Origin of the sequence: Mycobacterium parascrofulaceum ATCC BAA-614 (assembly GCF_000164135.1) — a bacterium.
GTDB lineage: Bacteria > Actinomycetota > Actinomycetes > Mycobacteriales > Mycobacteriaceae > Mycobacterium > Mycobacterium parascrofulaceum.
Window position 1 is genome coordinate 147,663 of sequence record NZ_GG770558.1, and the last position, 18,896, is coordinate 166,558.

General features: G+C 69.4%; 14 protein-coding genes and 2 pseudogenes. 13 read left to right on the plus strand and 3 right to left on the minus strand.

The window, feature by feature from the left end; genetic code table 11:
* Positions 1–29 precede the first annotated feature (29 nt).
* Together HMPREF0591_RS24020 and mnmA are read left to right on the plus strand one after the other, a co-directional pair.
* Positions 30–1,232 carry a cysteine desulfurase family protein gene (locus HMPREF0591_RS24020; RefSeq protein ID WP_007171296.1) on the plus strand — a complete coding sequence of 401 codons (1,203 nt, stop codon included), beginning with the start codon at positions 30–32 and terminating at the stop codon, positions 1,230–1,232.
* Positions 1,233–2,309: a tRNA 2-thiouridine(34) synthase MnmA gene (mnmA, locus tag HMPREF0591_RS24025; protein ID WP_007171297.1), complete on the plus strand. Its 1,077-nt coding sequence runs from the start codon at positions 1,233–1,235 to the stop codon at positions 2,307–2,309.
* On the opposite strand, the gene HMPREF0591_RS24030 is transcribed toward mnmA, so the two are convergent.
* Positions 2,306–2,941 carry a sensor domain-containing protein gene (locus tag HMPREF0591_RS24030; protein ID WP_007171298.1) on the minus strand — a complete coding sequence of 212 codons (636 nt, stop codon included), beginning with the start codon at positions 2,939–2,941 and terminating at the stop codon, positions 2,306–2,308. The two genes, mnmA and HMPREF0591_RS24030, sit on opposite strands and share 4 nt — an antisense overlap.
* Before the next feature lie 106 nt (positions 2,942–3,047).
* On the opposite strand from HMPREF0591_RS24030, the gene HMPREF0591_RS24035 reads away from it, so the two are divergent.
* The 6 genes and pseudogenes from HMPREF0591_RS24035 to HMPREF0591_RS24060 all read left to right on the plus strand — a co-directional run bounded on the left by HMPREF0591_RS24035 (position 3,048) and on the right by HMPREF0591_RS24060 (position 10,694).
* Entirely contained in the window at positions 3,048–4,061 is a 1,014-nt protein-coding gene (locus HMPREF0591_RS24035) for a uroporphyrinogen decarboxylase/cobalamine-independent methonine synthase family protein (protein WP_007171299.1), read from the plus strand.
* A 44-nt stretch (positions 4,062–4,105) separates the two neighbouring features.
* Positions 4,106–6,187, plus strand: coding sequence for an NAD-dependent DNA ligase LigA (ligA, locus tag HMPREF0591_RS24040; protein ID WP_007171300.1), 2,082 nt, complete (start codon positions 4,106–4,108; stop codon positions 6,185–6,187).
* 48 nt (positions 6,188–6,235) lie between these two features.
* Positions 6,236–6,844: pseudogene (locus HMPREF0591_RS24045) on the plus strand (TetR/AcrR family transcriptional regulator).
* A gap of 172 nt (positions 6,845–7,016) precedes the next feature.
* Positions 7,017–7,448 (plus strand): MmpS family transport accessory protein, encoded by a 432-nt coding sequence (locus tag HMPREF0591_RS24050; protein WP_425270243.1) that lies wholly within the window; start codon positions 7,017–7,019, stop codon positions 7,446–7,448.
* Positions 7,449–7,688: 240 nt separating this feature from the next.
* Positions 7,689–9,263: pseudogene (locus HMPREF0591_RS33255) on the plus strand (MMPL family transporter); the annotation flags it as partial.
* Between the two features lie 186 nt (positions 9,264–9,449).
* The gene (locus HMPREF0591_RS24060; protein WP_007171304.1) at positions 9,450–10,694 is read left to right on the plus strand and encodes a glycosyltransferase; all 1,245 of its coding nucleotides are present in this window, start codon (positions 9,450–9,452) and stop codon (positions 10,692–10,694) included.
* Positions 10,695–10,700: 6 nt separating this feature from the next.
* On the opposite strand, the gene HMPREF0591_RS24065 is transcribed toward HMPREF0591_RS24060, so the two are convergent.
* Entirely contained in the window at positions 10,701–11,357 is a 657-nt protein-coding gene (locus HMPREF0591_RS24065; RefSeq protein WP_085981732.1) for an ACT domain-containing protein, read from the minus strand.
* 96 nt (positions 11,358–11,453) lie between these two features.
* Here HMPREF0591_RS24065 and gatC point away from each other — a divergent pair, with 96 nt between their 5' ends.
* The 5 genes from gatC (at position 11,454) to gatB (ending at position 17,440) form a co-directional block, all read left to right on the plus strand.
* A complete protein-coding gene (gene gatC / locus HMPREF0591_RS24070; protein ID WP_007171306.1) occupies positions 11,454–11,753 on the plus strand; it encodes an Asp-tRNA(Asn)/Glu-tRNA(Gln) amidotransferase subunit GatC in 300 nt (99 codons plus the stop codon).
* Complete coding sequence (gene gatA / locus HMPREF0591_RS24075; RefSeq protein ID WP_007171307.1) at positions 11,750–13,231, plus strand: Asp-tRNA(Asn)/Glu-tRNA(Gln) amidotransferase subunit GatA; 1,482 nt, start codon at positions 11,750–11,752, stop codon at positions 13,229–13,231. The genes gatC and gatA overlap by 4 nt, the downstream gene beginning before the upstream one ends.
* Before the next feature lie 48 nt (positions 13,232–13,279).
* Positions 13,280–14,311, plus strand: coding sequence for an ATP-dependent 6-phosphofructokinase (locus HMPREF0591_RS24080; RefSeq protein ID WP_007171308.1), 1,032 nt, complete (start codon positions 13,280–13,282; stop codon positions 14,309–14,311).
* Positions 14,312–14,772: 461 nt separating this feature from the next.
* On the plus strand, positions 14,773–15,639 hold the full coding sequence (locus tag HMPREF0591_RS24085) for a MinD/ParA family ATP-binding protein (protein ID WP_244269092.1): 867 nt from the start codon (positions 14,773–14,775) through the stop codon (positions 15,637–15,639).
* A gap of 289 nt (positions 15,640–15,928) precedes the next feature.
* Entirely contained in the window at positions 15,929–17,440 is a 1,512-nt protein-coding gene (gatB, locus tag HMPREF0591_RS24090; RefSeq protein WP_007171310.1) for an Asp-tRNA(Asn)/Glu-tRNA(Gln) amidotransferase subunit GatB, read from the plus strand.
* 101 nt (positions 17,441–17,541) lie between these two features.
* Here gatB and HMPREF0591_RS24095 read toward each other — a convergent pair whose 3' ends face one another.
* A complete protein-coding gene (locus HMPREF0591_RS24095) occupies positions 17,542–18,663 on the minus strand; it encodes a PQQ-dependent sugar dehydrogenase (RefSeq protein WP_007171311.1) in 1,122 nt (373 codons plus the stop codon).
* Positions 18,664–18,896 lie beyond the last annotated feature (233 nt).

Here is an 18,896-nt window from a genome sequence, read left to right on the forward strand (position 1 = left end):
CTTCACCTGCCGGTATCGTGGGTCGGGTCATGGTCTACCTGGATCACGCCGCTACCACGCCGATGCACCCCGCCGCCGTCGAGGCGATGACGGCGGTGCTGGCCACCGTCGGCAACGCCTCCTCGCTGCACACCAGCGGCCGGGCGGCGCGGCGTCGCATCGAGGAATCCCGCGAGCTGATCGCCGACCGGCTGGGCGCCCGTCCGTCCGAGGTCATCTTCACCGCGGGCGGGACCGAGAGCGACAACCTGGCCGTCAAGGGCATCTACTGGGCCCGCCGCGACGCCGAACCGCGCCACCGCCGCATCGTCACCAGCGAGGTGGAGCACCACGCCGTGCTGGACTCGGTGAACTGGCTCGTCGAACACGAGGGCGCCGAGGTGACCTGGCTGCCGACCGACACCGACGGCTCGGTATCGGTCGCCGCGCTGCGCGATGCGCTGTCCAACCACGACGACGTCGCGCTGGTGTCGGTGATGTGGGCCAACAACGAGGTCGGCACCGTCATGCCGGCCGCCGAGCTCGCCGAAGTCGCGGCCGAATTCGGGGTCCCGATGCACAGCGACGCCGTACAGGCGGTGGGCCAGTTGCCGGTGGACTTCGCCGCCAGCGGGCTTTCGGCGATGAGCGTGGCCGCGCACAAGTTCGGCGGACCTCCCGGTGTGGGCGCATTGCTGCTGCGCCGCGACGTGACATGCGTACCGCTGTCGCATGGGGGCGGCCAAGAGCGTGACATCCGCTCCGGGACGGCCGATGTCGCCGGCGCGGTCGGCATGGCCGCCGCGGCCCGAATCGCGGTGGACGGGATCGAGGCGAACGGCGCGCGCCTGCGGGCGTTGCGGGATCGCCTGATCGACGGGGTGCTGTCCGGCATCGAGGACGTCGGCCTCAACGGCGCCCGCGGCCCGTCCCCCGCAAGCGGGAGGTACCCCCAGCGGTTGCCCGGCAACGCGCACTTCACCTTCCGCGGCTGCGAAGGCGACGCGCTGCTAATGCTGTTGGACGCCAACGGGATCGAATGTTCGACCGGGTCGGCGTGCACCGCCGGTGTCGCGCAACCGTCGCACGTGTTGCTCGCGATGGGTGCCGACCCGGCCAGCGCCCGCGGATCGTTGCGAATGTCGTTGGGGCACACCAGTGTGGATGCCGACGTCGACGCGGTGCTGCGGGTGCTGCCCGCGGCGGTGGACCGCGCCCGCCGGGCCGCGCTGGCCGCCGCGGGGGCCCCGTAAATGAAAATTCTCGCCGCGATGAGCGGGGGCGTCGACTCGTCGGTCGCCGCCGCCCGCATGGTCGACGCCGGGCACGACGTCGTCGGCGTGCACCTGGCGTTGTCGAGCGCGCCCGGCGCTCTGCGCACCGGCTCGCGCGGCTGCTGCTCCAAGGAAGACGCCTCGGATGCGAGCCGCGTCGCCGATGTGCTCGGAATCCCTTTCTACGTCTGGGATTTCGCTGAGAGATTTCAAGCGGACGTGATCGACGATTTCGTGTCGTCGTACGCGCGCGGCGAGACGCCCAATCCCTGCGTGCGGTGCAACCAGCGGATCAAGTTCTCGGCGTTGTCGGCGAAGGCGCTTGCGCTGGGGTTCGACACCGTGGCCACCGGCCACTACGCCCGGCTGTCCGGTGGGCGGCTGCGCCGCGCCGTCGACCACGACAAGGACCAGTCCTACGTGCTGGCCGTGCTGACCGCCGAGCAGCTGCGCCATGCCACGTTTCCGATCGGGGACACCCCCAAGGCACAGATTCGCGCCGAAGCCGCCCGCCGCGGCCTGGCGGTCGCGGCGAAGCCGGACAGCCACGACATCTGCTTCATCCCGTCGGGCGACACCCGGGCCTTTCTGGGCGAGCGCATCGCGGTCCGCCGAGGCGCCGTGGTCGGCGCCGACGGCGCGGTGCTCGCCCAACACGACGGGGTGCACGGCTTCACCGTCGGCCAGCGCAAAGGCCTGGGCATCGCGGGGCCCGGACCCGACGGCCGCCCGCGCTACGTGACCGAGATCGACGCCGACACCGCGACCGTCCGGGTGGGGGACGCGGCCGACCTGGACGTGCTCGAGTTGCGCGGTCGGGAGCCGGTCTTCACCGCGGGACGACCGCCGTCGGGCCTCGTCGAGTGCGCGGTACAAGTGCGGGCGCACGGTGAAACCGCCCCTGCCGTCGCCGAATTGGTCGGTGACGAGCTCATCGTGCGGTTGCGCGTCCCGCTGCGCGGTGTCGCGCGCGGCCAGACGCTGGTGCTGTACCGGCCCGACCCGGACGGCGACGAGGTGCTCGGCAGCGCGACGATCGCCGGCACCGCGCACTAGGCCGGCATGTTCGCGACGATGTTCGTCATCACGATGTCGGACACCGATTGCGCAAAGCCGCACGAGGTGACCTCGAGGATGGCCACCGACCGCAGCCGGTAGTCGCGGCCGCAGCCACCCGGCCGCAGGTGCAGCGTGCCGGCGTCGGCCGCCCAGTCGCCGACGTACTGCTGGCCGTCCGCGGTGTTCGCGCAGTCCCCGACCGCCGCCACCAGGGCGCCGAACGCGCGTCGCGCGGTGTCGACATCCCGGTAGGCGGCCGCCCCTTCGGAGATCAGCGCGCCGTCGGGCGGGTCCTGGAACGTCGTCTTGTGGAATTCTTCGACATCGGGGCCGAACGTCGCCGTCTCGGCGTAGACGAACCGGCATTCGCGCGGTGCGGTGCCCGCGAGGGAGTCGATGTCGACGGGGCTGGTGCCGTCCATCGACGGGATGATCGTCAGGTGCTCGCCGGCGCCGGTGATCGCGCGCATCCGCGACTGGTCCAGCAAGATCGTGTCGACGTTGACGCCTTGCACGTCCCTGCGCGGGGAACCGAAGCCGGCCACCGCCGCGCCGTCCACCACCCGGGTGCATGCCGCAGCCAGCACCACCGCCCCGCACAACAGCAGCGGCCGTGCCAATCTCGTCATCCGCGACACGTTTCGCACCCTTCTCGCGTCGAACTTACCCGTGCACACGCGCGGCTGACACCCCTGGCCGTCGCCGGGTCGGGCGCCGTCGAATACGGTTGGGCCGGTGAGTGTTTTCGCGAGGGCCAGCGGCGTCGGCTCGTGGCCCGGCAGCCGGCCGCGGGAGGCCGCCGAGGTCGTCGTCGGGGAGTTGGCCGGCGCGCTGGCCCACATCGTCGAGCTGCCCGCCCGCGGCGTGGGCGCCGACATGCTCGGCCGGGCCGGCGCGCTGCTGATCGACGTGGCCATCGACACCGTGCCCCGTGGTTACCGCGTCGCCGCCCGGCCCGGGGCGATCACCCGCCGCGCCGTGAGCCTCCTGGACGAGGACATGGACGCGCTGGAGGAGGCCTGGGAGGTCGCCGGCCTGCGCGGTGGCGACCGCGTGGTCAAGGTGCAGGCCCCCGGGCCGATCACGCTGGCGGCCGGGCTCGAGCTGGCCAACGGCCACCGGGCGATCACGGACTCCGGCGCCGTGCGCGATCTGGCGGCGTCGTTGGCCGAGGGCGTGGCCGCGCACCGGGCGGCGCTGGCCCGCCGGCTGCGGACCCCGGTGGTGGTGCAGTTCGACGAGCCGTCGCTGCCAATGGCATTGGGCGGACGGCTGACCGGGGTGACCGCCCTGAGCCCGGTGGCGCCGATCGACGAGGCCGTGGCCGTCGGTCTGCTCGACGCCTGTGTCGCCACGGTGGGCGGGGAGGTCCTGGTACACAGTTGCGCCCCCGATCTGCCGTGGAAGGTGTTGCAGGACAGCAGTTTCAGTGCGGTCTCGGTGGACTCGAGCACCCTTGTCGCGGCGGATCTCGACGGTGTCGCCGCGTTCGTCGAATCGGGTCGCGCCGTCATGCTCGGCGTGGTGCCCGGCAGCGCCCCGCAGCGGCGGCCGTCGACCGAAGAGGTGGCCGGCGCGCTGGTTGCGGTGACGGATCGCCTCGGCTTCGGGCGATCGGCGCTGCGCGACCGCATCGGCGTCACCCCGGCGTGTGGCCTGGCCGGTGCGACCCCCGAATGGGCGCGCACCGCGATCGAGCTCGCCCGCACGGCGGCCGAGGCGTTCGCCGAGGACCCCGACGCCATCTAGCTCCGCCTCGTCGTGGTGTCGGCGTCCTCCGATAGCCTGCGAGGGTGAGCTCAGCAGAAGCTGAACCGGTGTCGCCCGAGGTCCGGCGGCGGTGGCAGGAACTGGCGGACGAAGTCCGTGAGCACCAGTTCCGCTACTACATCAAAGACGCCCCGATCGTCTCCGACGCCGAATTCGACACGATGTTCAACGACCTCCTCGCGCTGGAAGACCGCTACCCGGAGCTGCGGGTTCCGGATTCGCCGACGCAGCTGGTCGGCGGGGCGGGCTTTGCCACCGACTTCACCGAGGCCGCGCACCTCGAGCGGATGCTGAGCCTCGACGACGTGTTCGACCGCGACGAGCTGGTGGCCTGGAACAACCGGGTCGAGAACGAGGTCGGTCGCGACCCCTACTACCTGTGCGAACTCAAGATCGACGGCGTGGCGTTGTCGCTGGTGTACCGCGACGGCCGGCTGGAACGTGCCGCCACCCGCGGCGACGGCCGCGTCGGCGAGGACGTGACGCTCAACGCGCGCACCATCGACGACGTGCCCGAGCGGCTAACTCGCGCTGCCGATTTGCCGATTCCCGCCGTGCTCGAGGTGCGGGGCGAGGTGTTCTTCATGCTCGCCGACTTCGAGGCGCTCAACGCCAGCCTGGTCGAGGACGGCAAGGCGCCGTTCGCCAATCCGCGCAACAGCGCCGCCGGTTCGCTGCGGCAGAAGAATCCGGCGGTCACCGCCCGGCGCAAGCTGCGGATGATCTGCCACGGCATCGGCCGCACCGACGGGTTCGCGCCCGCGTCGTTGCACGACGCCTACACGGCGCTGAAAGCCTGGGGACTGCCGGTGGCCGAACAGACCGCGCGCGTGCGTGGCCTCGCCGCCGTGGAGGACCGGATCGGGTACTGGGGCGAGCACCGCTACGAGATCGATCACGAAATCGACGGCGTGGTGGTCAAAGTCGACGACTTCGCGTTGCAGCGCCGGCTGGGCACCACCTCGCGGGCGCCCCGGTGGGCCGTCGCGTACAAGTACCCGCCGCAGGAGGCGCAGACCAAGTTGCTCGACATCCGGGTCAACGTCGGGCGCACCGGGCGCGTCACGCCGTTCGCGTTCATGACGCCGGTGAAGGTGGCCGGATCGACCGTCGGGCTGGCCACCCTGCACAACGCCGCCGAGGTCAAGCGCAAGGGCGTGCTGATCGGTGACACCGTGATGATCCGCAAGGCCGGCGACGTGATCCCGGAGGTGCTGGGTCCCGTCGTCGACCTGCGCGACGGCTCCGAACGCGAATTCGTCATGCCCACAACGTGTCCTGAGTGCGGTACCACGCTGGCCCCCGCCAAGGAGGGCGACGCGGACATCCGCTGTCCCAATGCCCGGTCCTGCCCGGCGCAGCTGCGGGAGCGCGTCTTCCACGTCGCCGGCCGCGGAGCGCTCGACATCGAGGGGCTCGGCTACGAGGCGGCCACCGCGCTGCTGAAGGCCGGCGTGATCGCCGACGAGGGCGACCTGTTCACCCTCACCGAGGACGACCTGTTGCGCACCGACCTCTTCCGGACCAAGGCCGGCACCTTGTCGGCCAACGGCAGGCGGTTGCTCGACAACCTGGACAAGGCCAAGACGGTCGCGCTGTGGCGGGTGCTGGTGGCGCTGTCGATCCGGCATGTCGGACCGACCGCCGCGCGCGCCCTGGCCACCGAGTTCGGCAGCCTGGACGCGATCATGGCGGCGTCGACCGAGCGGTTGGCCGCGGTCGAGGGCGTCGGACCGACGATCGCCGCCGCGCTCACCGAGTGGTTCACCGTCGACTGGCACCGCGCGATCGTCGACAAGTGGCGCGCCGCGGGGGTGCGGATGGCCGACGAGCGCGATGCCAGCGTGCCCCGCACCCTGGAAGGGCTGACCGTCGTCGTCACCGGTTCGCTGGCCGGCTTTTCCCGCGACGACGCCAAGGAGGCGATCATCGCCCGCGGGGGGAAGGCCGCGGGGTCGGTGTCGAAGAAGACCGACTACGTCGTCGCCGGCGACGCGCCGGGCTCCAAGTACGACAAGGCGGTCAAGCTGGGCGTTCCGGTCCTCGACGAGGACGGTTTCCGGGAGTTGTTGGCCGGGGGCCCGCCGGGCACTCCGGCGGACTAGGCACGCACGGGCTCGCCCGAAATTGGGGCGCACCGCCCAAGCCGCTCTATCGTGGTCGTTAGGACCCAGACGGTGCAGGAGTGCACGCAGGCATCGCCGTGGTCGCCGCGTGAGGCCGAGATACTGGCGGTGACCCTGCGGCTGTTGCACGAACACGGCTATGACCAACTGACCGTCGAAGCCGTGGCCGGCGCCGCCCACGCCAGCAAGGCCACGGTGTACCGGCGTTGGCCCTCGAAGGCCGAATTGGTGCTGGCCGCCTTCATCGAGGGCGTCCGCCAGGTCGCGCTCCCGCCGAACACCGGCACCTTGCGAGGCGACCTCTTGAGCATGGGGGAGACGTGCGGCCAGCACGGCGCCGAGCACGCCAGCACCATTCGCGCGGTGATGGTCGAGGTGTCGCGGCACCCGGCGCTCAACGACGCCTTGCAGGAGCAATTCCTCAAGCAGCGCAAGGCGCTGATTCAGCATGTGCTGCGCCAGGCCGTCGACCGCGGTGAGATCAGCGAGGACGTCGTCACCGACTAACTCTGGGACCTGCTGCCGGGGTACCTCATCTTCCGGTCCATCATCCCGGGCCGGCCACCCACCCGCCGCACCGTGCAAGCGCTCGTCGACGGGTTCCTGATCCCGGGTTTGACCAGAACCACCGCGTAACGCCGCCTTGATCGCCGAGACGGAATGTGTACGCGCGCGTCTCTTGTACAGTACGGTCCCGTACCGTACTGCCATACGTGTCGATCACGCCCGTCCCGCCGGCAAGTCGCCGCCGATTCGGGGTGACGGCGCCGCCCGATGATCGAAAGGTGAACGGGTGTAGGGGATTTCGTTGGCCGCGTTCGTCAAACGCGGGTGGATGGTGATCGTTGCGGTGCTGGTCGTCGTGCTCGCGGGATTCGCCATCTACCGCCTGAACGGAATCTTCGGCTCCCAGAGCGGCACCTCGGCCAACAGCGGCCTGGCCAACGAGATCGTCCCGTTCAACCCCAAACACGTGGTGCTCGAGGTCTTCGGCAGGCCGGGCGCCACCGCGACCATCAATTACCTTGATGTCAACGCCCAGCCGCAGCAAGTCAAGGACGCGCCGTTGCCGTGGTCGTTCACGATCACCACCACAGAGCCCGCGGTCATCGGCAACGTCGTCGCGCAGGGCAACGGGGACAGCCTCGGCTGCCGCATCACCGTCAAAGGGGAAGTGAAAGACCAACGCACCGTTGACAAAGCCGACGCCTACACCTTCTGCCCGGACAAGTCTGGATGAATCCCCGATGAGCAACCACGAACAGTCGCGGGCCTTCGTCCCGCGCACCATCCGCCGGCTCGCATTGCCCATCCTGCTGTTCTGGGTGGCGCTGGCCGCGATCACCAACATCGCGGTCCCGCAATTGGAAGAGGTTGGCAAGACGCACAATGTGGCGCTGAACTCGCCCGACGCCCCATCGCTCAAGGCCATCAAGCGCATCGGTGAAAAGTTCGGAGAGTTCGACACCGACAGCTCGGCATGCGCAACCCGGAAAGCATGCTCATCCTGGACAAGGTGGCCAAGGCCGTGTTTCACGTCCCCGGCGTCGCGCAGGTGCAGACCATCACCCGTCCCCTGGGCACCCCGCTGGTCCACAGCTCGCTCGCCTTCGTGGTCAGCAATTCCAGTGCGGTGCAGCGGGAAAACCTGACCTATCAACGAGATCGGGCCGACGATGCCCTCAAGCAGGCCAACGAACTGAACAAGACGATCAACATCCTCCGGCAGCAGTACGTCTTGCAGCAGCAGCTGGCCACCACCACCCAAGACGAGACGCAAAGCTTCCACGACACCCTCAGCACCATCCAGGATCTGCGCGACAAGGTCGCCAACTTCGACGATTTCTTCCGGCCGGTCCGCAGCTACTTCTACTGGGAGAGGCATTGCTTCGACATTCCCGCCTGCTTCGCTTTCCGGTCACTGTTCGACGCGCTCGACGGCATCGACCAGCTCACCGAGAAGTTCGAGGGTCTCACCGCTTCGCTCGACAAACTCGACGCGCTGCAGCCGAAACTGGTGGCGCTCATACCTCCGCAGATTGACAGCCAGCAGACCAACCGCGATCTGACGTTGGCCAATTACGCCACGCTGTCCGGCATTTACGCGCAGACCGCGGCCGCGATCGACAACGCGACGGCGTTGGGGCGGGCGTTCGACGCCGCCAAGAACGACGACACCTTCTACCTGCCGCCCGACGTTTTCAACAACCCCGACTTCAAGCGCGGGCTGAAGCTGTTCCTCTCGCCCGACGGCAAGGCCGCTCGCATGATCGTCACGCACGAAGGCGATCCCGCGACACCCGAGGGCATTTCGCACATCGATCCGATGGCGAAGGCCGCCCGCGAGGCCCTCAAGGGCACGCCGATGGCGGGGGCGGGGATCTATCTCGGTGGGACCGCCTCGACGTACAAGGACATTCAGGACGGCGCCAAGTACGACCTGATGATCGTGGCGTTCGCCGCGCTGAGTCTCATCCTGCTGATCATGATGATCATCACGCGTAGCCTGATCGCCGCGCTTGTCATCGTGGGCACTGTCGCCATGTCGCTGGGTGCCTCGTTCGGGTTGTCGGTTCTGGTGTGGCAGTACCTGTTCGGCATCCAGTTGTATTGGGTCGTGCTTGCGCTCGCGGTGATCCTGCTGCTGGCGGTCGGATCCGACTACAACCTGCTCCTGATCTCGCGGTTCAAGGAAGAGATCCACGCCGGGCTGAACACCTGCATCATCCGCGCGATGGCCGGCTCCGGATCGGTGGTCACCTCGGCGGGCATCGTCTTCGCCGTCACCATGTGTGCGTTCGTGTTCAGCGGTTTTCAGGTCCTCGGTCAGATCGGCACGACGATCGGGCTCGGCTTGCTGTTCGACACGCTGATCGTGCGCTCGTTCATGACGCCCTCCGTCGCGAAAATCCTCGGGCGGTGGTTCTGGTGGCCGCAACGGGTGCGCCCGCGTCCGGCGAGCACGATGTTGCGGCCCTACGGTCCGCGGCCGGCGGTCCGGCAGCTGCTGCTGTGGGACGACGACGACCACGCGGTGCTGGCGGGATCGAACTAGCAGGTGCACTGATTTAGCGCCGGCGCAACGATCGCGGCGCCACACCCTGCGGGTGCCGCCGGGTCGGTCAGTAGGATGCGTCCGACGACCGCTCGATCCCTCGTGGCAGAGCGGGCGGGCGATCGTAGATTGCCGACCACATCCGATGGGCAATCGTCATCCGACTCAGCTTTCGTGAGGTTCTCCATGCATGTCGCACTTTTCACCGATCTGCACCCCGCCGGCCTCGGAGGGACGCAGGTTTCGGTGGCCACTCAGCGTCGTGCGCTCGAGCAGTGCGGGCACCGGGTCACGGTCTTCACGGCACCGATGCCCGGCGCGGTCGACCCCGACCCCTGCGTCGTCGAATTGAAGCCGGTACCCGTCGTCGACGCGATCATGCGCAAGCTGGGCAGGCATGAGGACTTTGTCCTGGTATGGCCCTCCAAGACGAACCGCGCGATCATCGACGAGGCGTTCGGCAGCCGCGGGCCCATCGACATCGTGCACACTCAGGGCGACTTGGGGGTGGCGATAGCCGGCGCGGAAGCCGCTCGCCGGCATGGTATTCCGGTGGTTCAGACCAAGCACACCCGCTACGACACCTATTTCGAGCAAGCCACCCCCGCCCCGCTCTTCCTGGCGGTATTGGTCAGCCAGGTGCAGAAACGCTATCTGGCACAGAAATTCCACCTGACCCGCGAAAAGGAAAGTGCGGCTTCGCGACTGGCGTGGCAGTTCATGGTGGCCAACGCGCAGGCCGTGGACCACCAGATCACCCCGACGCAGCATTTTGCGCGGTCGCTGGCCAGGCGCGGGGTCACCCGTCCGATCTCGGCGATTTCCAACGGGTTTGACGACGACGTCGTCGACCGGGCCCGCACGGCCGTGGCTGCCCGACTGTCTGACGACGAGCCGTTGCGACTCGTCTGGTGTGGGCGCCTGTCGTCGGAGAAGCGGGCCCTCGAAGCGATCGAGGCCGTCGCTCAGGTCGACAACTGCACGCTCGACATCTATGGCCAGGGCCACCTGGAGGCGGCGATGAGGAAACTCATCCGCTCCGCCGGACTCGCGCAACGAGTCCGCCTGCACGGTCGGGTCGACCGCGAAGCCTGTTTGGTCGCGATGGGATCGAGCGATGCCCTGCTGTTCACCTCTTATGACTTCGACACCCAGGGGCTCGTCCTGCTGGAGGCGGTGGCGATGTCGTCGCCCGTCATCTACTGCGACCCCGCGCTGAGCGAAACCGTTCCCGAAGGCGGGGGCATCCTCGCCGCCGATCCGTCCCCGTACGCGGTGGCGGCGGCGATTCGTGTGCTCGCCTCGGATCGCGACAGACTGCGGCAGATGTCCGACGTCGCCACGCGGCACCGGGACGGCGGCCGGCAATCCGTGCAGACCGAGAAGATCATCGCCATCTACAACAGCCTGCTGGACCGGGTGCCCGCGTAGCCGGCGCTAGCGCAGCATGGTGGCCACGATCCCGGCCAGGTAGCCCAGCCGAGCCACCTCCGAGGGCCGGAATTCCGGGCCCGGGCGGCCGAGCACCACCGCCGTGTGCGGATCGCCCAGCGGGGCCGCGACCATCGTGGTGTCCATGTCGCGCCACGCCTGGGGCACCCAGTCGCCGGTGCTGTCCAGCGCCGCGGCCCGCTCGATCGGCAGCCACGGGGCGGAATCCGCCCGCGTCTCCGGCGCCCCACGACTGGAGGCCAGGCGGTGCAGCGCGCCGTCCGCGCTGCGCAGCACGGTGCACCAGCTGACACGCAGCACGCGGGGCGCCTCGTCGGCCAGGACCTGAAGCCGGGACGCCCGGTCGGCGGCGGCCGCAACGTGGTCGAGCAGCTCCAATTCGCGATGCGCTTCCAAGAGCCCGGTGTGCGGACGCACGCTGTCCACCCGGACACCGGAAAGCGACTCCGCGGCGGTGATCAGCGTGTCCGGCATCGCTCCCGGCGGCAGCTCGATGACCAGGTCGTCGATCGCGTATCCCGAGCTGCGCTCCACCACGTCCAGCGACAGAATGTCGGCGCCCACCGAACCCAGCGCCACGGCCAGCGACCCCAGGCTGCCCGGGCGGTCGACCAGCTCGATGCGCAACAGATAGGACGGCACGGCCAACACTGTTGCACAGTGATGCGGGGGCTGCATTTTTACGGATAACCGGCGGGCCTGAACCCGCGCGCACGCCCGCGGCTAGGCTTTCGTGTCGTGTCTCAGATCTCCCGCGACGAGGTGGCGCACTTGGCCCGGCTGTCCCGGCTGGCGCTGACCGATGCCGAACTGGACAGCTTCGCCGGCCAGCTCGACGCCATCTTGACCCACGTCAGCCAGGTGCAGGCGGTCGACGTCACCGGTGTCGAAGCGACCGGCAACCCCCTCAAGGACGTGAACGTCACCCGCCCGGACGAACCGACCCCGTGCCTGACCCAGGCTGAAGCGCTGGCCGAGGCGCCCGCGGCCGCCGACGGCCGCTTCGCGGTGCCCCAGATCCTGGGGGACAGCGAGTGAACGAGGTCATCCGGTCCGACGCCGCCAGCCTGGCCGCCCGGATCGCCGCTAAGGAGCTGTCGTCGGTCGAGGTCACCCGCGCGTGCCTGGACCAGATCGCGGCGACCGACGAGCGGTATCACGCCTTCCTGCACGTGGCCGCCGACGAGGCGCTGGGGGCGGCCGCCGTCGTCGACGAGGCGGTCGCCGCGGGGGAGCGGCTGCCGTCGCCGCTGGCAGGGGTGCCGCTGGCGCTCAAGGACGTCTTCACCACCGTCGACATGCCCACGACCTGCGGCTCGAAGATCCTCGAGGGGTGGCGTTCACCCTACGACTCGACCGTCACCACGCGGCTGCGCGCCGCGGGCATCCCGATCCTGGGCAAGACCAACATGGACGAGTTCGCGATGGGCTCGTCGACGGAGAACTCCGCATACGGGCCCACCCGTAACCCGTGGGACCTCGACCGGGTGCCCGGCGGCTCCGGCGGGGGCAGCGCGGCGGCGCTGGCCGCGTTCCAGGCGCCGCTGGCCATCGGATCCGACACCGGCGGCTCGATCCGGCAGCCGGCCGCGCTGACCGCGACGGTCGGTGTCAAACCCACCTACGGCACCGTGTCGCGCTACGGCCTGGTGGCCTGCGCGTCGTCGCTGGATCAGGGCGGCCCGTGCGCGCGGACCGTGCTGGACACCGCGCTGCTGCACCAGGTGATCGCCGGGCACGACCACCGCGACTCGACGTCCGTCGAGGCCGCGATCCCCGATGTCGTCGGTGCCGCCAAAGCCGGCGCGGCCGGCGACCTCAAGGGCGTGCGGGTGGGAGTCGTCAAGCAGCTGCGCGGCGAGGGCTACCAGCCGGGAGTGTTGGCCTCGTTCGAGGCCGCCGTCGGGCGACTGACCGAACTGGGCGCCGAGGTGAGCGAAGTCGACTGCCCGCACTTCGAATACGCGCTGGCCGCCTACTACCTGATCCTGCCGTCGGAGGTGTCGAGCAACCTGGCCCGCTTCGACGCCATGCGCTATGGCCTGCGCGTCGGCGACGACGGCACGCACAGCGCCGAGGAAGTGATGGCGCTGACTCGCGCCGCCGGGTTCGGACCGGAAGTCAAGCGGCGCATCATGATCGGCACCTACGCGCTGTCGGCCGGTTACTACGACGCGTACTACAACCAGGCGCAGAAGGTGCGCACCCTGATCGCCCGCGACCTCGACAGGGCGTACGAGTCCGTCGACGTGGTCGTCTCGCCCGCCACTCCGACCACCGCCTTCCCGTTGGGCGAGAAGGTCGACGACCCGCTGGCGATGTACCTGTTCGACCTGTGCACGCTGCCGCTGAACCTGGCCGGCCACTGCGGCATGTCGGTGCCCGCGGGGCTGTCGCCGGACGACGGCCTGCCGGTCGGTCTGCAGATCATGGCGCCGGCGCTGGCCGACGATCGCCTCTACCGGGTGGGTGCCGCCTACGAGGCCGCCCGCGGCCCGCTGCCGAGCGCGATCTAGTCGCGGGTTAATTGCGCCACCGGCCGCCGTCCCAGGCAAGATAAGGGCATGCGGATCGGAGTTCTCACCGGAGGCGGCGACTGCCCAGGGCTGAACGCCGTCATTCGGGCGGTGGTGCGCACCTGCGACGCGCGGTACGGCTCGTCGGTGGTCGGCTTCCAGGACGGGTGGCGCGGGTTGCTGGAAAACCGGCGCATACAACTGCAGAACGACGACCGCAACGACCGGCTGCTGGCCAAGGGCGGCACCATGCTCGGGACCGCCCGCGTGCATCCGGACAAGCTGCGCGCCGGGCTGGACCAGATCAAGCAGACACTGGACGACAACGGCATCGACGTGCTCATCCCGATCGGCGGGGAAGGCACCCTGACCGCCGCGCACTGGCTGTCCGAGGAAAACGTTCCCGTCGTCGGGGTGCCGAAGACCATCGACAACGACATCGATTGCACCGACGTCACTTTCGGCCATGACACCGCGCTGACGGTGGCCACCGAGGCCATCGACCGCTTGCACAGCACGGCCGAGTCGCACCAGCGGGTCATGCTGGTGGAGGTGATGGGCCGGCACGCCGGCTGGATTGCGCTGAACGCGGGCCTGGCCTCGGGCGCCCACATGACGCTGATTCCCGAGCAGCCCTTCGACATCGAGGAGGTGTGCCGGCTGGTCAAACGCCGCTTCCAGCGCGGGGATTCGCACTTCATCTGCGTGGTCGCCGAGGGTGCGAAACCCGTCGCGGGCTCGATCTCGTTGCGCGAGGGCGGGCTTGACGAGTTCGGCCACGAGAAGTTCACCGGTGTCGCCGCCCAGCTGGGCGCCGAAGTGGAGAAGCGGATCAACAAGGACGTCCGGGTGACCGTGCTGGGCCATGTCCAGCGCGGCGGGACCCCCACCGCTTACGACCGGGTGCTGGCCACCCGGTTCGGCGTCAACGCGGCCGACGCCGCGCACGCGGGGGAATACGGCCAGATGGTGTCGCTGCGGGGGCAGGACATCGGCCGGGTGGCGCTGGCCGACGCGGTGCGCCAGCTCAAGCTGGTGCCCGAAAGCCGCTACGACGACGCCGCCGCCTTCTTCGGCTGATCGCACGGATTCGGCAAACGGCGGGTTGCCCCGGCCTGACGGCGGCCTGAATTTGCCCGGCGATTGGCCAGCTTAAAGCCGATCGGCACAAATTAGTGGTTTCCGGACTGGTTCCGAACGGTTATACCGGGGGTGTGAGCAACCGCGGTTCGATTCGCGGAGTCGTTCAGCACCCCGCGGCGTCGGCTGGGCCACCGGGCCCGCCGGTAAACCCGCCACGGCCACCGGGTTGGCGTATCGACGCCGATCCAGCGGCCGCCACGGTGCCGCAGCCGCACCGCTCGGAGCCATCCGTGCGCCGGCCGCCGGCCAGGGTGCCCCCGCCCGCGCCCGTCGCGACTTCGCGGGAATCCTCGCCCCCGCGGCGGCCTTGGCTGCCCGGCGGCACGGCCCTGGACGGGCTCGACCAGCAGCAACGGGCTGATTCCTCGCGGTTTAGCTGGCGAGAAGTGGTCCATCGCGTGACCGGCGTCGATCTGGGCGTCGGCAAAGAGGCGCAGTACAAAGAGGACCTGCGCACCCGTATCCGCGCGGCCGTGGGCGGCGCATTTCCCATCGCCGTGCTCAACCTCAAAGGTGGTGTCGGCAAGACGGCGGTCGTGGAGGCACTGGGGTCGACGTTCGCCGACGTGCGTCACGATCGGGTGATCGCCGTCGACATCGACGCCGGCGACCTCGCCGAGCGGCACGGCCGTCCGCACTCGCCGGGCATGGCCGAGCTGCTGGCCGACAAGGCGATCACCGACTATGCGGACATCCGGGCTCACACGTACATGAACAATTTCGGCCTGGAAGTGCTCGCGCTGCCGGACTATGCGCAGACCGACTGGAGACTCGAGCGCCACGATGTCGTCAAGGCGTTCTCCCTGTTGCGCAACCACTACTCGGTGGTGCTGGTGGACTGCGCCAAGGCCCTCAATTCGGGTGTGATGGAAGCGGTCCTGCCCGAGGCGCGGGCGCTGGTCGTGGTGACCAGCACCTCCATCGACGCGATCCGGAAGACGGCCACCACGCTGGATTGGCTGGGCAACAACGGATATCAGCCGCTGGTGCGGTCGACGGTTTTGGCGATCAACCACATCGAGCCGGCCAGGGTGGACCTGTTGGCCGCCAAGGAACTCGAGCGCTTGTCCGCGCGCGTCGCCGCGACGGTGGTGCTGCCGTTCGATCGGCACATCCACGAGGGCAAACAGATCGGGCTGGATCGACTGAGCAAGGAAAACCGGCGCAGTTACCTCGAGATGGCGGCAGTATTGGCCGACATGTTCCCCGACAGGGGTGAGGAGCTCGGCCGGTTCCCGGCGCCCCGCTCGCCGCACTGGCCCTGAGATCGCCCTCCTCCGCAAGCGGGAGGCGCCCCCAGCGCCGCGCTCGCGGTCACCACGGGCCTGACGGTGGTGACCCGCTTCGCCCGGCTCCGCCGCGCTCGCGGTCACCACGGGCCTGACGGTGGTGACCCGCTTCGCCCGGCTCCGCCGCGCTCGCGGTCACCACGGGCCTGACGGTGGTGACCCGCTTCGCCCGGCTCCGCCGCGCTCGCGGTCACCACGGGCCTGACGGTGGTGACCCGCTTCGCCCGGCTCCGCCGCGCTCGCGGTCACCACTACGATCGACGGCATGAGTGTTGCTGCCGGCGCCGATCTCATGGACTACGACGACGTCATCGCGCGCTTCGACCCGGTCCTCGGCCTCGAGGTGCACGTCGAACTGTCGACCGTGACGAAGATGTTCTGCGGCTGCTCCACCGCGTTCGGTGCCGAACCCAACACCCAGGTCTGCCCGGTGTGCCTCGGCCTGCCGGGTTCGCTGCCGGTGCTCAACCGCACGGCGGTGGAGTCGGCGATCCGGATCGGACTCGCGTTGAACTGTGAGATCGTGCCCTGGTGCCGCTTCGCCCGGAAGAACTACTTCTACCCGGACATGCCGAAGAACTACCAGATCTCCCAGTACGACGAGCCGATCGCCATCAACGGGTATCTGGATGCGCCGCTGGAGGACGGCACCACCTGGCGGGTCGAGATCGAACGCGCGCACATGGAGGAGGACACCGGGAAGCTGACCCACCTGGGCAGCGAGACCGGCCGCATCCACGGCGCCACCACCTCGCTGCTCGACTACAACCGCGCCGGTGTGCCGCTGATCGAAATCGTGACCAAGCCGATCGTGGGCGCCGGGGCCCGGGCGCCGGAGATCGCGCGCGCGTACGTCACGGCATTGCGAGACCTGTTGCGCGCCTTGGACGTATCCGATGTGCGGATGGACCAGGGCTCTATGCGTTGCGATTCCAACGTGTCGCTGATGCCCACCGGAACCACCGAGTTCGGCACCCGCACCGAGACCAAGAACGTCAACTCGCTGAAAAGCGTTGAGGTCGCGGTCCGCTACGAGATGCAGCGGCAGGCCGCCGTCCTGGCGTCGGGTGGGCAGATCATCCAGGAGACCCGGCACTTCCACGAAGCGGGGTACACCAGCCCGGGCCGCGCCAAAGAGACCGCCCAGGACTACCGCTATTTCCCCGAACCCGACCTGGAACCCGTCGCGCCCAGCCGTGAATTGGTCGAGCAGCTGCGCCAGACCATCCCGGAGCTACCGTGGCTGAGCCGCAAGCGGATTCAACAGGAATGGGGCGTTTCCGACGAGGTGATGCGCGACCTCGTCAACGCCGGCGCCGTGGACCTGGTCACCGCAACCGTCAAGCACGGCGCGTCCAGCGAGCAGGCGCGCGCCTGGTGGGGAAACTTCTTGGTGCAGAAGGCCAACGAGGCGAACGTCGCGCTGGACGAACTGGCCATCACCCCCGCCCAGGTCGCCGCGGTGATCGCGCTCGTCGACGAGGGCAAGCTGTCCAACAAGCTGGCCCGCCAGGTCGTGGAGGGGGTGCTGGCCGGTGAGGGTGAACCCGGGCAGGTGATGGCGTCCCGCGGCCTCGAGCTGGTGCGCGACGACTCGGTCACCCAGGCCGTGGTCGACGAGGCGCTGGCCGCCAATCCCGATGTGGCGGAGAAGATCCGCGGCGGCAAGGTGGCCGCGGCCGGCGCGATCGTCGGCGCGGTGATGAAGGCCACCCGGGGGCAAGCCGACGCCGCGCGGGTGCGCGAACTGGTGCTGGCCGCCTGCGGGCAGAGCTAGACCGGCCGGCGCGGCTTCGCGGCGGGCGCGAGACGTCAGCCGATCATTTGGCGAGTGTCGAAAGCGCTATCGCCCGCGATATCGGATTCGCGAAGACCGCGCTAGGTCTTGTCGTCGTTGTTGCGCGGGAAGCCGCCGCCCTGCGGGAACAGCGGGAAGACCACGTCGTCGAGCTTCTCGGCGTCGCCGGCGGTCTTGTTGACGGTTGCGCCCCAAACGTTTCCGTCCGGCGACATCCGCAGCGCCCACGCGTGGGCATGGGTGTCCTTGCGGACCACGTCGGGTTCCCCGGTGACCGCACCCGTCGCCGGCGCCAGCCGCACGGCCACCGTCATCTTGGTGTTGATCAGGTTGACCAGCACGGTGCCGTCCATCGCCGCGCAGCCGGCCACGCCGGGCTTGTCCGGCCACGTCCACACCGTGGAGACCTCCGACGTTTTGGTGATGCGCTGCAACCGGTCCGCCGTCGGGGTGCGGTCGGCGACATAGAGCGAGCCGTCGACCGGATCGATGCACATTCCGCCGCCGGCGCCGACGCCGGAAAGCGCCGTCGTCGGCGGCGCCTGCCCGATGGTCGTCGGCTGCTCGATGCGCAGTACCTTGCCGGCCAGCGACTTGGGGTCCGCGGCCGCCGCCGGGTTGCCCGCGTCGCCGGTCATGACGACCAGCGTCGTGGGGCTGGTGAAGATCAACGCCCCGGTGTTGCCGGTGGCCCCCTTGGGGATGCCCGTCAGGATGTCCTTGGGGATGTCGCCGTCGGCCACCCGGATCACCCGGTTGTCGGTCGGCGTGCTGATGTAGGCGTACATCAGCCGGTCTTGCGTGTAGGTCGGCGACAGCACGATGTCCATCAGGCCGCCGTCACCGGCCGGGTCCACCGGGATGACCGTCTTCACCTTCGGCTCGGCGCTGACCGAGATCTCCTTGACCGCGCCGGTGGTGCGCTCGGCGACCAGGGCGGTTTTGCTGTCGGGCCCCATGATCAGGCCGCTGGTGCTCTCCAGGCAGCCCTGCATCACGCCCGGGGCGGGGCACGCCTTGGGGAACGGCGTGGGCGGCAGCGGCGGCGGCGGGGGAGGCGTCGAGCTGGGTTGCGGCTTGAGTTCCGGGTTGGTGGTGAAGGGCTGGGACTGGGCGTCGTTGAACCGTGCACACCCGCTCGCGACCAGCACCACCGCGCAAAGCGCGGCAAACCCGCACCGAACCGAGCGCCGTAGTCGCATGACCGACAGGCTACGGACAGTGCGCCCGCCCCCGCCACACGCCTGCGGCCCGCCTACCCGTCGCCGCTCCACCGCAGCCATTTTCGCGCGCACCGGTAAGCACCATTCCGGCCCCGATTCCGCGGCGACGGCGCCGCCAAAGCCCCCGGCGAGCCCATTTCGGGCCAATCTGGGCTTGTTCGGCAGGCAAACCACCGATTGCCTGGCGAAAGCGCCGCTCAAATCCCCAATTC

Bases quoted from the DNA above. Each gene is read 5' to 3' on its own strand.
- gatB (WP_007171310.1), top strand. From the start codon at position 15,929: ATGAGTGTTGCTGCCGGCGCCGATCTCATGGACTACGACGACGTCATC.
- mnmA (WP_007171297.1), top strand. From the start codon at position 1,233: ATGAAAATTCTCGCCGCGATGAGCGGGGGCGTCGACTCGTCGGTCGCC.
- HMPREF0591_RS24080 (WP_007171308.1), top strand. From the start codon at position 13,280: ATGCGGATCGGAGTTCTCACCGGAGGCGGCGACTGCCCAGGGCTGAAC.
- HMPREF0591_RS24060 (WP_007171304.1), top strand. From the start codon at position 9,450: ATGCATGTCGCACTTTTCACCGATCTGCACCCCGCCGGCCTCGGAGGG.
- HMPREF0591_RS24020 (WP_007171296.1), top strand. From the start codon at position 30: ATGGTCTACCTGGATCACGCCGCTACCACGCCGATGCACCCCGCCGCC.
- HMPREF0591_RS24030 (WP_007171298.1), bottom strand. From the start codon at position 2,941: ATGACGAGATTGGCACGGCCGCTGCTGTTGTGCGGGGCGGTGGTGCTG.
- HMPREF0591_RS24095 (WP_007171311.1), bottom strand. From the start codon at position 18,663: ATGCGACTACGGCGCTCGGTTCGGTGCGGGTTTGCCGCGCTTTGCGCG.